The following is a 14,728-nucleotide window of genomic DNA, read 5'->3' as shown; positions in this document are numbered from 1 at the left end:
ATGAAAGCGACCCTGCGCCAGCGTCTCGATGGCTTCGTCGAACGCTTCGAGGAGCTCGCCGCCCTGCTGGCGGAGCCCGAGGTGATTAGCGATCAGCCTCGCTTCCGCGACTATTCCCGCGAATACGCCGAACTCGAATCCCTGGTCGAGGCCTGGCGCGACTACCGGGCGACCGAGAGTGACCTGGAGGACGCCGAGCTGCTGGCCGGCGACAGCGATGCCGAGATGCGCGAACTGGCGCAACTGGAGCTGAGCGAGGGACGCGAACGCCTGGAGGAGCTGGAGGTTCGACTCAAGCGCTTGCTGGTGCCGCGCGACCCGGACGACGGCCGCAACGTCTTTCTCGAGATCCGTGCCGGCACCGGCGGTGACGAGGCCGCGCTGTTTGCCGGCGACCTGTTCCGCATGTATTCCCGTTATGCCGAGAAACAGGGCTGGAAGGTCGAGGTGATCAGCGCCAGCCATGGCGAGCAGGGCGGCTACAAGGAGATCATCACGCGAGTGAAGGGTGAGGGCGTCTATGCCCGGCTCAAGTTCGAGTCGGGCGCACACCGCGTGCAGCGCGTGCCGGCGACGGAATCCCAGGGGCGCATCCACACCTCCGCCTGTACCGTGGCCGTGATGCCCGAAGCCGATGAGGTGGGCGATGTCGATATCAACCCGGCCGATCTGAGAGTGGACACCTTCCGCTCCAGCGGCGCCGGCGGCCAGCACGTCAACACCACCGATTCGGCGATCCGGATCACTCACTTGCCGAGCGGGGTGGTGGTCGAGTGCCAGGAGGAGCGCAGCCAGCACAAGAACCGGGCCAAGGCCATGTCGCTACTGGCCGCGCGCCTCAAGCAGAGCGCCGTGGAGAGTCATCAGCGCGAGCGGGCCGACACGCGTCGCAGCCTGGTCGGCTCGGGGGATCGCAGCGAGCGCATTCGCACCTACAACTTCCCCCAGGGCCGGCTGACCGACCACCGCATCAACCTGACGCTCTATAAGCTTGGCGAGGTCTTGGCAGGCGAGCTAGACGAAGTGCTCGATCCCCTGGTTCACGAGCACCAGGCCGAGCAGCTCGCGGCGCTGCAGCAGGAAGCCTGATGCAGCTCGATACGCTGCTGGCGCGGGCTGCCGAGCGCCTGGCGCGAGCCGGCTCGCCCAGCCCACGGCTGGATACCGAGGTGCTGCTGTGCCATGTGCTGGGTGTCGAACGCGCCTGGCTCTATACCTGGGGTGACCGGACGGCGCACACCTTCCAGCGCGCCCGCTTCGAGGCTCTCGTCGCCGCGCGGGCGGCAGGCCACCCGGTGGCCTACCTCACCGGCGAGCGGGAATTCTGGGACTTGCCCTGGCCACTTCGCCGCATACCCTGATCCCCCGGCCCGATACCGAAACCCTGGTGGAGGTGCTGCTCGGTCTGGCGGGCGAGACTTCGGGCCGCCTGCTCGACCTGGGGACCGGTACCGGGGCGATTGCGTTGGCCTTTGCCAGCGAGCGCCCTGGCTGGCAGGTTCTCGGCATCGACCGGGTGCCCGAGGCGGTGGCCCTGGCCGAATCGAATGCCCGGCGGCTGGACATCGCCAACGCACGCTTCCTGGTCAGCGACTGGTTCTCGGCAGTGGCGCAGCAGCGTTTCGCGCTGATCGCAGCCAATCCGCCCTATATCGATGCGCGCGATCCGCACCTGGCTCAGGGTGACGTGCGCTTCGAGCCGAGAAGCGCCCTGGTGGCTCTTGAATCGGGGCTGGCCGACTTGCGCCATATTGCCGAAAGCGCTGTTGACCATCTCGTTCCCGGCGGCTGGCTTGCCCTGGAGCATGGGCACGACCAGGCGGCGGCCGTGCGCGAGTTGCTCGAGGCGAGGGGGTATGGAGACGTCGCGAGTCGGCGGGACCTGGGGGGCAGGAGCGGGTCACTTTCGGCCGAGGACCGAATCAGCGTTGAGGGAGGCGCATTGGAGGGGAAGCGGTGGCTGTGGTACATCTGTTCAGGAAATAATTCCAAATGTCGGCATGTTTGTGCGACCGAACACCAGCACCTCGCCTGATTGCCGCGATTTTTCAGGCCGATCTGCTGTCATGGCGACACGTCATCCACTCTGACCCGGCTTCCCCGACACGACAATGAAAACCAAGACCCGCTCGCTCGACCGTATCGACCTCAAGATCCTGCGCTGCCTGCAGGAAAATGCGCGTATCTCCTATGTCGACCTGGCTGCCCAGGTCGGGCTCTCCACCACCCCCTGCCTGGAGCGCGTCAAGCGTCTCGAGAAGTCCGGCGTGATCCGTGGCTACAAGGCGATACTCAATCCGCGCTCGCTCAAGGCCAATCTGCTGGTATTCGTCGAGATCAGTCTCGAAACGCAGTCGCCGGCGGTCTTCGATGAGTTCCGCCGCGCCGTCTCCCGCCTGCCGCAGATTCAGGAGTGCCATCTGGTTTCGGGGCAGTTCGACTACATTCTCAAGTGCCGGATTCCCGAGATGTCCGCCTATCGTCAATTGCTCGGCGACGTGGTGTTGACCCTTCCCGGCGTCAAGGAGTCGAAGAGCTACGTGGTGATGGAGGAGGTCAAGGAGGAGTTCTCGCTCTATGTACCCGACATCGAGGAGCTCGAAGGCAAGTAAATGGCGATGAACGACGAGGCGCTGTTGCGCTACAGCCGGCAGATCATGCTGGAGGCGATCGATATCGAGGGGCAGGAGCGCCTGCTGGCCTCGCGGGTGCTGGTGGTGGGCGCCGGAGGGCTGGGCTCGCCGGTGGCGCTCTATCTGGCCGCCGCCGGAGTGGGTCGCCTGACCCTGGCCGATGCCGATGCGGTGGAGCTTTCCAACCTGCAGCGCCAGATCGCGCATGGCATGACCGACCTGGGACGTAACAAGGCGCAGTCGGCGCGCGACGCGGCCATGGCGCTCAACCCGGGCTGCGAGATTCGCGTGATCGAGGCGCATCTCGATGAGGCCGCGCTCGATGCGGCCGTGGGGGAGGTCGATTTGGTGCTCGACTGCACCGATCGCTTCTCTAGCCGCTATGCCATCAACGCTGCCTGCCATCGTGCCGGTGTGCCGCTGGTTTCAGGGGCGGCGATTCGCTTTTCAGGGCAGCTGGCGGTATTCGATCCCCGCGATACCGCCTCGCCCTGCTATGCCTGCCTCTATCCTCCAGGGGAGGGCGGCGACGAAGAGCTGCGCTGCGCCGAGAACGGCGTGGTGGCGCCCCTGGTCGGGCTGATCGGCTGTTTCCAGGCGCTGGAGGCGGTCAAGTTGCTCAGCGGGGCCGGCATTCCTCATCGTGGTCTATCCACCTTCGACGGGCTTTCCGGTCAGTGGCGCCACTACCAGGTGCCGCGCGATCCTGGCTGTCCTGTCTGCGCCGGGTAGACTCGCCGGCCGATCCACCTTGAGAAATATCGACTCGTGATTGTCATTACTTGACACGCTGGGTTTGGTGAGTACGGCCGTTATCAGTATCGAGAGGCGATTATTCTGCCGAATACTGCCATGGTTGAGCCATGTTGCATCGTTTTGAAAATCCCTAAGACAGGGCAAAACGAGCGCAATCGTTATTGAATACTTGACAGCCTATGGCGGTTTGGTGCCAGACTAGTTGCATCCAGTGCCTGGTCGTGCCGGCCGCCGATGCGGACATGGCTTTCGTTGGCTCGACCCGGATCGGTTCAATTTTCGGGAAACCGCTGCATGGCGACTGATGCCCAGACCGACTTCCCCGCTACCTACTACCGCGATACGGTCGCGCTGACTCTCGATCAAGGCTGTTCGCCGTTGCGCGGGCAGCGACGTGTCGACGTCTGCGTGGTTGGCGGTGGGATCACGGGCTGCTCCACGGCTCTGCACCTGGCGGAGCGCGGTTATTCGGTAGCGCTGCTCGAGGCACACGAGGTGGGGTTTGGCGCTTCCGGGCGCAGTGGGGGACAGATACTCCCCGGCCTGGGAACCGATATCGCCACGGTGGAGCAGGCGCTGGGCCGCGAGCGTGCCCGCGAGGTTTGGGAGATGAGCCGCGAGGCGGTGCGCCTGACGGTGGAGCTCATCGAACGCCATGCGATTCCCTGCGATCTTGCCTGGGGCTATCTGCACGCCGCAGTGAAACCGCGGCACGTGCGCGAGATGCGCCAGTTCCAGGAGCGCATGGCCCGCGATTACGACTACGAAGCGCTAGATTGGCTTGAAGGCGAGGCACTGCGCGAGCGGGTGGTCACCGACGCCTATCCCGGCGCCCTCTTTGAGCGTGAGGGTGGGCATCTCCATCCGCTGAACTACACCCTGGGGCTGGCGCGAGCGGCCCAGCAGGCGGGGGTGTCGATTTACGAGCACAGCCCGGCCCTGGCCATTCGCCGCGGTCAGCCAGCCATCGTGCAGACGGCTCAAGGAGAGATCGTCGCCGACTTCGTGGTGGTAGGGGCCAATGCCTACCTGGGGCGCCTTCTGCCGGAACTGGAGGGGCGCATCATGCGCGCGGCCAACTACATCGTGGCCACCGAGCCGCTGGGCGAGGCGCGTGCGGCTCAAGTGCTACCGTGCAACGATGCCCTGTCCGATGCCAATTTCGTCCTCGACTACTATCGTCTCTCAGCTGACAAGCGGCTGATTTATGGCGGTGAGGTCAGCTACGATGGCCGGGAGCCGCGCGGTCTTCAGCAGCGCATGGATGCCAAGATTGCAAGGCTGTTCCCGGTGCTCGAAGGCGTGCGAATCGATTACCGCTGGGGCGGCGACGTGGCCATCACGCTCAACCGTGCGCCGGATTTCGGCCGCCTCGGCAACAACGTCTACTATGCCCAGGGCTATTCAGGTCACGGCATGGCGCTCGCCGGTCTGGCCGGAAAGCTGATGGCCGAGGCTATCGGTGGGCAGAGCGAGCGCTTCGATGCCTTTGCCGCCATGCCCCACCGCCATTTTCCGGGGGGCGAGCGCCTGCGCACGCCATTGCTGGTACTGGCGACTGCTTTCTACAAGCTGCGCGACCGACTATAACGAACGTGACGCCCGGGACGGGCCGCAATGAGGTTCCCATGAAAGACCTGGAAAGCTGGCTGAAGGAGCGACGCATCACCGAGGTGGAGTGCCTGGTCAGCGATATCACCGGCATCGCCCGCGGCAAGATCACCCCGGTGTCGAAGTTCATGGCCGAGAAGGGCATGCGTCTCCCCGAAAGCGTACTGCTGCAGACCGTGACCGGCGACTATGTCGAGGATGAACTCTACTACTCGCTGCTCGATCCCGCCGACATCGACATGCTGTGCCGGCCCGATATCTCGGCGGTGTATCCGGTGCCCTGGGCCATCGAGCCCACCGCACAGGTCATCCACGACTGCTATGACAAGATGGGCAACCCCATCGAACTCTCCTGCCGCAACCAGCTCAAGCGCGTGCTGGCACTCTATGCCGAGCAGGGCTGGAAGCCGGTGGTGGCACCGGAAATGGAGTTCTACCTGACCAAGCGCTGCGAGGATCCCGATCTGCCTCTGCTGCCGCCTATCGGCCGCAGCGGCCGCCAGGAGACCGGCCGGCAGTCGTTCTCCATCGATGCGGCCAACGAGTTCGACCCGCTGTTCGAGGACATGTATGACTGGTGCGAGATCCAGGGCCTGGATATCGACACCCTGATCCATGAAGAGGGCACCGCCCAGATGGAGATCAACTTCCGTCACGGCGACCCTTGATGCTGGCCGACCAGGTCTTCCTGTTCAAGCGCACCCTGCGCGAGGCGGCGCTGAAGCACGATGTGGTAGCGACCTTCATGGCCAAGCCGATCACCAACGAGCCCGGCAGTGCCATGCACATTCACCAGAGCGTGCTGGACGTCGCCACCGGGAAGAGTGTGTTCGCCAACGAGGATGGCTCCATGAGCCAACTGTTCCTCCATCATATCGGCGGCATGCAGCGCTTCATTCCCGAAGCGCTGCCGCTGATGGCGCCAAACGTCAATTCCTTCCGCCGGTTCCTGCCCGACACCTCGGCACCGGTCAATGTCGAGTGGGGCGAGGAGAACCGCACCTGCGGTCTACGGGTACCCGACTCCTCGCCGCAGAACCGGCGCATCGAAAACCGCCTGCCCGGTGCCGATGCCAACGCCTACCTGGCCATTGCGGCGAGCCTGCTGTGCGGTTACCTGGGCATGGTGCAGAAGCTCAACCCCTCTGCACCGGTGCAGGGTCGCGCCTTCGAGCGGCGCAACCTGCGCCTGCCGTTTACCCTTGAGCAGGCGCTCGAGCGAATGGAGAACTGCAGCGAGCTGGAGCGTTACATGGGGCATCGGTTCGTGACTGGCTACGTCGCGGTCAAGCGGGTGGAGAACGAGAACTTCAAGAAGGTCATCAGTTCGTGGGAGAGGGAGTTCCTGCTGTTGAGCGTCTGAGCCTTATGCGAAAAGTGACCGCGCTTGCCGTCGACTTTTCGCACAGGGCTCGGCTGCCGGGTCTATGTGTGGGCCTGGCAGTGTGACGCTCGCCGCGGCGCTTGGCGCCGCGTGGCCTGCCGTCCGTTGTGACGGGCCATGGGATTGGCGGCCGCCGAGAGTCGATCCGAAGAACTTGGCCGGATCGATGTCGATGCCTACAACGCAAACAACAGAAGAGGTGCCATCATGACCTGTCAACGCAAGCTGTCGCTGGCCGTCGCCCTGGGCTCGCTGGCCATGGCCGCAACCGCTGCCCAGGCCAACGAGGTGAGAGTCTACAACTGGTCGGATTACATCGCGCCGGATACCCTGGAAAAGTTCACCGAAGCCACCGGCATCCGTGTCATATACGATGTCTACGACAGCAACGAAGTACTCGACGCCGCGATGCTCTCGGGCCGTTCCGGCTACGATGTGGTGGTGCCCTCCAACCACTACCTGACCCGTCAGGTCAGTGCCGGGGTCTACATGGAGCTGGATCATGACAAGATCCCCAACATGGAGAACCTCAACCCCGAGCTGATGGACGATCTGGAATCGATCGATCCCGGCAGCCGCTACTCCATTCCCTACATGTGGGGCACCAACGGCATCGGCTACAACGTCGAGCGGGTCACCGAGATACTTGGCGAGGACGCGCCGCTGGATTCCTGGGCGCTGATCTTCGATCCCGAGACCACTACTGCACTGCGCGAGGGCGGCTGTGGTATCGCCATGCTCGACACTGGCGATGACATGCTTTCCTCCGGCATGGCCTACCTGGGACTATCGCCGCTCTCCGAGGAATCCGCGGATATCGAGGCGGCAGGCGACCTGATCGCTGCGGTGCGCGACAACATCACCTATTTCCACTCTTCGCGCTATATCTCGGATCTCGCCAACGGCGATATCTGCGTGGCGGCGGGCTACTCCGGCGATATCTTCCAGGCCGCAGACCGCGCCGAGGAGGCGGGACGCGATTTCACCATTGCCTATTCCATACCCAAGGAAGGGGCGGCGCTGTGGTTCGACATGATGGCGATTCCGGCGGATGCGCCGAACCCTGATAACGCCCACGCCTTCATCAACTTCATCCTCGAGCCCGAGATTGCCGCCGGCATTACCGAGTACGTGGTCTACGCCAACCCCAACATTGCCGCCAACGAGTTTCTCGACCCCGACATCCTCAACGATCCGGCCATCTACCCGGACCAGGAGGTAATGGATAACCTGTTCGTGCAGGAAGAGAAGCCGTTGGCCGTGCAGCGCGTACGCACTCGTGTCTGGAACCGGGTGAAGTCCGGCATCTGATCGCTCCGTGCCGGCCCCATGGGGCCGGCAGAGCATGCTGACCGGTGCCGCTCTGGCCACTGCCTACGGCATCTTCAGCATCCTCAACGATCCCGTTTGCTACAGGAGATGCTGTGATGCCGCAGTCCCAGACCCAAGCCGCGGAGTCGCCGCGACGAACCGTCGAGCGTTCGACCGATGCCGACGCCATGGTAGGCAAGCCGCGCCCTGCCCACAACGAGGCCTTGATGGAGATCCGCCGCGTCAGCAAGCGCTTCGACGGGGTGTTGGCGGTGGACGATGTCAGCCTGTCGATCCGCCGTGGCGAGATCTTCGCACTGTTGGGCGGTTCCGGTTCGGGCAAGTCGACACTGCTACGCATGCTGGCCGGCTTCGAGAAGCCCAGCGAAGGACAGATCGTGCTCGATGGCGAGGACATCACCGCCATGCCGCCCTATGAGCGGCCGATCAACATGATGTTCCAGTCCTACGCGCTGTTCCCGCACATGACGGTGGCACAGAACATCGCCTTCGGCCTCAAGCAGGACAAGCTGCCGCGCCGCGAGATCGACGAGCGTGTAGCCGAAATGCTCAAGCTGGTGCACATGGAAGCCTACGCCCGACGCAAGCCGCACCAGCTTTCCGGTGGCCAGCGTCAGCGCGTGGCGCTGGCGAGATCGCTGGCCAAGCGGCCCAAGCTGCTCCTGCTCGATGAGCCGATGGGGGCACTGGACAAGAAACTGCGCACCGAGATGCAGCTCGAAGTGGTACAGATCCTGGAGCGGGTCGGGGTGACCTGCATCATGGTCACCCACGATCAGGAGGAGGCCATGACCATGGCCGATCGGGTGGCCATCATGGCCGACGGCTGGATCGCCCAGGTCGGCACGCCGATGGATGTCTACGAGAGTCCGGCCAACCGCATGGTGGCGGAGTTCGTCGGCACGGTGAACCTGTTCGAGGGTGAGATCGTGGTCGACGAGACCGATCATTGCGTGATCGAAAGTCCTGCACTAGGCCGTGCGATCCGTATCGGCCACGGCGTCAGCACTCAGGCCGACGAACGCCGGGTGTGGGTGGCGGTGCGGCCGGAAAAGACCTGGCTGACCCGCGAGTGCCCATCGGGCGACTTCAACTGGGCGGCCGGTATCGTCGAGGACATTGCCTACCTCGGCGGCTTCTCGGTCTACTACGTGAGGCTCGAGAGCGGGCAACTGGTCAAGGCCAGCATGGCCAATACCGAGCGACGCGGCGACCGGCCACGCTGGGATGAGCCGGTGTTCGTTCACTGGGACGACCAGAGCGCCGTCATCCTGCACGACTGAGCAAGACGCCGGGAGATCCGCATGACTAACTTCACCGCTCGCCTGCAGCGACTGTTCAAGCCCAGTCGCGGCTGGGTCATCGCCGTGCCTCTGCTATGGCTGACCCTGTTCTTCCTGCTGCCGTTCGGCATCGTGCTCAAGATCAGCCTTTCCGAGGCGGCCATCTCGATACCGCCCTATGGCCCCATCTTCGACTACGCCAACGAGACGCTGAACGTCATCGTCACCTTCAGCAACTACCTGTTCCTGACCACCGATACGCTCTATGTCTCGGCCTACTGGGGTTCGGTGAAGATCGCCCTGCTCGCCACCGTGCTGTGCCTGGCGATCGGTTACCCCATGGCCTACGCCATGGCCCGCGCCCCGGCCCATTGGCAGTTGGTGCTGCTGTTGCTGGTAATGCTGCCATCGTGGACCTCGTTCCTGATTCGCGTCTACGCCTGGATGGGCATCCTCAGCAACAACGGCCTGGTCAACAACCTGCTGATCTGGGCGGGGCTGATCGACTCGCCGATTCGCATGCTCAACACCAACTTCGCCGTGATCCTCGGCATCGTCTATGCCTACCTGCCGTTCATGGTGCTGCCGCTCTACGCTAACCTGACCCGGCTCGATACCTCGCTGCTGGAGGCCGCCTCGGATCTCGGTTCGCGCAAATTCAATACCTTTCTCAGGGTGACCTTGCCGCTATCGAAGGGCGGCATCATCGCCGGCTCGATGCTGGTGTTCATCCCGGCGGTGGGAGAGTACGTGATCCCGGAGCTGCTGGGCGGACCCAACACGGTAATGATCGGCAAGGTGCTGTGGGAAGAGTTCTTCCACAACCGTGACTGGCCGGTCGCCTCGGCGCTGGCAATGGTGATGCTGGCGATCCTGATCGTGCCCATCGCCCTGTTTCATCGCTATCAGTCCCGCGAGCTGGAGGAGTGACCATGCGCAAGCCATCCTTCACCACCGTGATGCTGATCGCCGGGCTGGTCTTCCTTTACCTGCCGATGATCATCCTGGTGATCTACTCCTTCAACTCGTCGCGCCTGGTCACCGTATGGGCAGGCTTCTCGGCGCGCTGGTATGTGGAACTCTTCCGCGACCAGCAGATTCTCTCGGCAGTATGGACCAGCCTGCGAATCGCCTTCTTTTCCGCCTCCATGGCGGTGTGCCTGGGTACGCTTGCCGCCTTCGTGATGGTTCGCTTCGCCCGCTTTCGTGGCAAGACGGCGCTCTCCAGCATGGTCACCGCACCGCTGGTAATGCCCGAGGTGATTACCGGCCTGTCGCTGCTGTTGCTGTTCGTGCACATGGCGCAGTTGATCGGCTGGCCGGCGGATCGCGGCATGGTCACCATCTGGATCGCCCATACCACTTTCTGCAGTGCCTACGTCGCGGTGGTGGTGGCCTCGCGTCTGCGCGAGGTGGATCTTTCGATCGAGGAGGCGGCCATGGACCTGGGAGCCAGGCCCGTGCGTACCTTTTTCCAGATTACCTTACCGGTGATCGCGCCGGCGCTGGCGGCGGGCTGGCTGCTGGCCTTCACTCTGTCGCTCGACGACCTGGTGATCGCCAGCTTCGTCTCTGGTCCCGGTGCGACCACGCTGCCGATGGTGGTGTTCTCTTCGGTGCGCCTTGGCGTCTCGCCCAAGATCAACGCCCTGGCCACGCTGATCATCCTGGCGGTGTCGCTGGCCACTTTCCTCGCCTGGTACCTGATGCGACGCAGCGAAGCGAGGCGGCGGCAGGCGATGCTCCAGGACATGACGGCTGGAAGGTAACTCTTTTCTTTGAGTATGAGGTAGTTATGTCGACCCAAGCCAACACCGAGCACGTGGCGTCCTACTATGCGGCGACGGCCAATTCGTCGCCCGAGCGTCCCGCCCTGGTCGGCGACATCGAGTGCGAGGTGTGCGTGGTGGGGGCCGGCTTCACCGGCATCTCGTCGGCGCTGCATCTCGCCGAACAGGGGTATCGAGTGGTGGTGCTGGAGGCCGCGCGGGTGGGATTCGGTGCTTCCGGGCGCAACGGCGGCCAGATCGTCAATAGCTACAGCCGCGACATGGACGTGATCGAGGACAGGTACGGCGCCGACACCGCGCGGGCCTTGGGCGACATGGCCTTCGAGGGCAATCGCATCATTCGCGACCGCATCACCGGCTACGCTATTGCCTGTGACCTGAAGGAGGGCAACCTGTTCGCCGCCTGCAACCACAAGCAACTCGCCGGACTGCGCGAGCACAAGGCGCTATGGGAGCGCTACGGCAACCAACAGTTGGAGCTGCTGGAGGGCGAGGCCTACAAGCGTGAGATCGGCAGCGAGCGCTATGTCGGAGCATTGGTGGACCACTCCGGTGGCCACCTGCACCCGCTCAATCTGGTACTGGGCGAGGCCGCTGCGTTCGAGTCGCTGGGCGGCACGATCCATGAGCAAACACCCGTGCTCGAGGTGAGCCACGGCGCGAGCGTGACGCTGCGTACGCCGCAGGGGCGCGTGCGTGCCCAGCGGGTGGTCATGGCCGGCAACGCCTACCTGCAGGGGGTCTTGCCGGAGCTGGAGAGCAGGTCGATGCCTTGCGGCACTCAGATCATCACCACCGAGCCGTTGCCGGAAGCCTTGCGTCGCGAGCTGATCCCCCACGACATGGCGGTGGAGGATTGCAACTATCTGCTCGACTATTACCGCTTCACCGCCGATGGCCGTCTGCTCTACGGCGGTGGCGTCAACTACGGTGGCCAGGATCCCTCGGACATCGCCGCGGTGATTCGACCCAAGATGCTCAAGACCTTTCCACAACTGGCCGATACGCGCATCGATTATGCCTGGAGCGGCAATTTCCTGATGACGCTCAATCGATTGCCGCAGTTCGGTCGTCTCAATGACAACGTCTACTACGCCCAGGGCTACTCGGGCCACGGCGTGACCTGCTCGCACCTGGCTGGCAAGCTGATCGCCGAGGTGATGCGTGGCGAGAGCGAGCGCTTCGACGCCTTCGCTGGGCTGCCGCACCTGCCGTTTCCCGGTGGGCGGTTGCTGCGCGTGCCGCTTTCGGCGCTGGGCGCCTGGTATTACGCGACGCGGGATCGGCTCGGCTGGTGAAGTGTCGCCGGGAACTGACACCGGGACAAAAAACGTGAAAGCCGCTGCGTCGCGCTTATTGCCTTCCTTCGACGTCGTATAATAAAGCGATGAAGCGGGTGGCACGGAGTCGCCGCCCCGCGTCTCTCCTCCACATCGCATCGAGCCTAGCCTTAGTCAGCCCGGGGCGCCTAACGCCCTGCAGGAGGAGTGTCATGAACAAGTCGATCGTGATCGGAACGACGTTGAGCGTGCTCGGCCTGGGTGGTCTAGCCCTGGGTGCGTGGCAAGTGCAACAGGAGCCGCAGGAGAGCGGTCCCCAGTTTGCCGAGGTCGTGGCGGTACAACCGGTGACGCGCAGCGTCGAGACGCCGCGAGAGGTGTGTGAAGACGTGGTGGTGCAACAGCAGGCCCAGGCACCCAGCCGCGACCCGCATCGCATCGCCGGCACGGCGGCGGGGGCTGTGGTGGGAGGCCTGCTCGGCAATCAGGTCGGTGGCGGTAGCGGCAAGACGCTGGCCACCGTGGCGGGGGCGGTCGGAGGTGGCTTCGCCGGACGTGAAATCCAGGGACGTATCGAGGCCAACCAGACCCAGACCTACACCACCACGCAGCGCCAGTGCCATACCGTGATGGATACCCGAGAGGAAACCGTCGGCTATGACGTGACCTGGCGCCACGGCGAACTCACCGAGGTGTCGCGTCTGGAACATCAGCCCCAGGGCAACCGCGTACTGCTCGAGGAGGGGCAGCCGCGCTGGGACCTGCCGCTGGCCAGCGCGGACGGCTGATATTCTCCTTCAGCTGACTTTTTTCTCCTTCATGCTTTCTCCTTCATGCATCGCCCCGACCCGGTTCGGGGCGTTACTTTCAGTTCGGCATGATTCTTCGCGCACGAGACCCAGCACTCTTTGGCCGCTCTGTAGGGACTCCTTGGCAATGCTCCTTGTTCGCAGTAATGCCGACGGCCAGGTTAGGTTGTGTGAAATCGTACGCCCTCACGAAAGCCAGTTTTATTTATCTTTATGCTAAATGCTTGCGAATCGATCATTGGCATATCCAAGTCAATTGGAAAACTTAACCACCTTCCTCGGTAGTGGTCAATTTCTTAGCTGGCTTGGATTTCTCGGTTTGATTGCCGAAAAACAGCGCTGATGTGCTCCGTCATGACGATGGACATGGCGTACCTCCTGCCACGTGCGGCCGCACGCCGCTTCCTGCCGCTCCATGCAATCTTTGCATGAGAAATAAAAATAAAGAGTTGGCCGCCCATTGAGGTGCTGTATGACCATGACCACTCGACCCGGCTGTTTCACGCGCAGGGCCCTATAACGATAAGCAGGAAATTTCACTATGGCGGACACACAAACCCTACCACGTCGAGGTTTTCTCTCTCCCTGGACCCGACTTCCGCTATGGAAGCAAATCTTCATCGCCCTGGTGCTCGGCCTGAGTCTAGGGGTCGTGCTCAATCAGGTGGGGCGCGCCGACCTCGCTGCCGACATCAAGCCGTTGGGTGATCTGTTCATTCGCGGCATCAAGATGTTGATTGTGCCACTAGTGTTCGTTTCCCTGGTGACCGGGGTGGCGTCGCTAAACAACTTATCCAAGATGGGCCGCCTGAGTTTCAAGACACTGCTGCTATATCTAGGCATGACGGCAGTGGCCATTGCCATCGGGTTGGTGCTGGCAAGCGTGTTCCAGCCTGGTGTCGGGATTGAACTTGGCACAGTTGCAGCAGTAGCAGTGCCTGAGGCGCCTACGGCAGTGGAAACCCTATTGGGACTGGTGCCGACCAATGCTGTCGAAGCCTTCGCCGAAGGCAATGTGCTGCAGATTATCGTGTTCGCCATCCTGTTCGGCCTTTGCATCACACTGGTCGGCGAGAAGGCGCGGCCTGTGCGTGAGTTCTTCGAGTCCGCTGCTGAAATCATCTACCGCATGACCAGTATCATCATCGCGTTCACTCCCTACGGCGTCTTTGCTCTGATGACTTGGGTGGCTGGCACTTATGGTTTGGAGATGCTGTTGCCGTTAGCCAAGGTGATCGGGATCGTCTACCTGGGCTGCATCGTTCATGCCGTGGTGGTTTATGGTGGCATGCTTCGCTTCTTGGCGCGGCTGAATCCGTTACGCTACTTCCAGGGCAGCATCGAGCCGATCATGCTGGCTTTTACCAGCACCTCAAGTGCCGGCACACTTCCTGTTACCATGATGGCCGCTGAGCAGAATTTAGGTGTCAAGCGGGGAGTTTCCAGCTTTGTACTTCCGCTGGGTGCCACGATCAACATGGATGGTACTGCGCTTTATCAGGGTGTCTGTGCGTTGTTTATCGCCCAGGCCTATGGTGTCGATCTGGGCGCTGGCGCTTACGCGACCATCATTCTGACAGCAACCTTGGGTTCCATCGGTACGGCTGGTGTGCCGGGCGCGGGGCTGATCATGCTGTCTCTGGTTCTAACCTCGGTGGGCTTGCCGCTGGAGGGTGTTGCCATTATTGCGGGTATCGACCGTGTGCTCGACATGGCACGTACCGGACTTAACGTAGCCGGAGATTGTGCGGTGAGCTGTCTGGTGGCCAAGAGCGAAGGCGAACTGGACGAAGCTGTCTATAACACGCCTCACGTAATGCGGTCCTCATTCACCTGAACCTCTAAAAATC

11 protein-coding genes and 2 pseudogenes are annotated in these 14,728 nt (G+C 62.9%); all 13 read left to right on the top strand.

The genetic code is table 11. The annotated features are described in order from the left end of the window. Positions 1-1,089 carry a peptide chain release factor 1 gene (gene prfA / locus EKK97_RS15250; RefSeq protein WP_159553152.1) on the top strand — a complete coding sequence of 363 codons (1,089 nt, stop codon included), beginning with the start codon at positions 1-3 and terminating at the stop codon, positions 1,087-1,089. Continuing rightward, a pseudogene (gene prmC / locus EKK97_RS15245) lies at positions 1,089-1,932 on the top strand (peptide chain release factor N(5)-glutamine methyltransferase). The gene prfA and the pseudogene prmC overlap by 1 nt, the downstream one beginning before the upstream one ends. A gap of 179 nt (positions 1,933-2,111) precedes the next feature. Then, a complete protein-coding gene (locus EKK97_RS15240; RefSeq protein ID WP_159553150.1) occupies positions 2,112-2,612 on the top strand; it encodes a winged helix-turn-helix transcriptional regulator in 501 nt (166 codons plus the stop codon). A gap of 6 nt (positions 2,613-2,618) precedes the next feature. Then, positions 2,619-3,365 carry a HesA/MoeB/ThiF family protein gene (locus tag EKK97_RS15235; RefSeq protein WP_159555814.1) on the top strand — a complete coding sequence of 249 codons (747 nt, stop codon included), beginning with the start codon at positions 2,619-2,621 and terminating at the stop codon, positions 3,363-3,365. A gap of 318 nt (positions 3,366-3,683) precedes the next feature. After that, entirely contained in the window at positions 3,684-4,979 is a 1,296-nt protein-coding gene (locus EKK97_RS15230; RefSeq protein WP_159553148.1) for an NAD(P)/FAD-dependent oxidoreductase, read from the top strand. Between the two features lie 38 nt (positions 4,980-5,017). Continuing rightward, a pseudogene (locus EKK97_RS15225) lies at positions 5,018-6,363 on the top strand (glutamine synthetase family protein). A 228-nt stretch (positions 6,364-6,591) separates the two neighbouring features. Next, entirely contained in the window at positions 6,592-7,695 is a 1,104-nt protein-coding gene (locus EKK97_RS15220) for a polyamine ABC transporter substrate-binding protein (protein WP_159553146.1), read from the top strand. Between the two features lie 227 nt (positions 7,696-7,922). Beyond that, the gene (potA, locus tag EKK97_RS15215) at positions 7,923-8,999 is read left to right on the top strand and encodes a polyamine ABC transporter ATP-binding protein (RefSeq protein ID WP_479688641.1); all 1,077 of its coding nucleotides are present in this window, start codon (positions 7,923-7,925) and stop codon (positions 8,997-8,999) included. Positions 9,000-9,020: 21 nt separating this feature from the next. Next, complete coding sequence (locus EKK97_RS15210) at positions 9,021-9,929, top strand: ABC transporter permease subunit (RefSeq protein ID WP_159553142.1); 909 nt, start codon at positions 9,021-9,023, stop codon at positions 9,927-9,929. A 2-nt stretch (positions 9,930-9,931) separates the two neighbouring features. Further along, complete coding sequence (locus tag EKK97_RS15205) at positions 9,932-10,768, top strand: ABC transporter permease subunit (RefSeq protein WP_159553140.1); 837 nt, start codon at positions 9,932-9,934, stop codon at positions 10,766-10,768. Between the two features lie 26 nt (positions 10,769-10,794). After that, on the top strand, positions 10,795-12,087 hold the full coding sequence (locus EKK97_RS15200) for an NAD(P)/FAD-dependent oxidoreductase (protein ID WP_159553137.1): 1,293 nt from the start codon (positions 10,795-10,797) through the stop codon (positions 12,085-12,087). A 194-nt stretch (positions 12,088-12,281) separates the two neighbouring features. Further along, positions 12,282-12,857, top strand: coding sequence for a glycine zipper 2TM domain-containing protein (locus EKK97_RS15195; RefSeq protein ID WP_159553135.1), 576 nt, complete (start codon positions 12,282-12,284; stop codon positions 12,855-12,857). Between the two features lie 562 nt (positions 12,858-13,419). Continuing rightward, on the top strand, positions 13,420-14,715 hold the full coding sequence (locus tag EKK97_RS15190) for a dicarboxylate/amino acid:cation symporter (protein WP_159553133.1): 1,296 nt from the start codon (positions 13,420-13,422) through the stop codon (positions 14,713-14,715). The last annotated feature ends 13 nt before the right edge of the window (positions 14,716-14,728 follow it).

The organism is Billgrantia tianxiuensis (genome assembly GCF_009834345.1).
GTDB classification, from domain to species: domain Bacteria; phylum Pseudomonadota; class Gammaproteobacteria; order Pseudomonadales; family Halomonadaceae; genus Halomonas; species Halomonas tianxiuensis.
The sequence above is the reverse complement of the archived record's forward strand: the minus strand, read 5'-3'. Positions and strand labels throughout refer to the sequence as shown.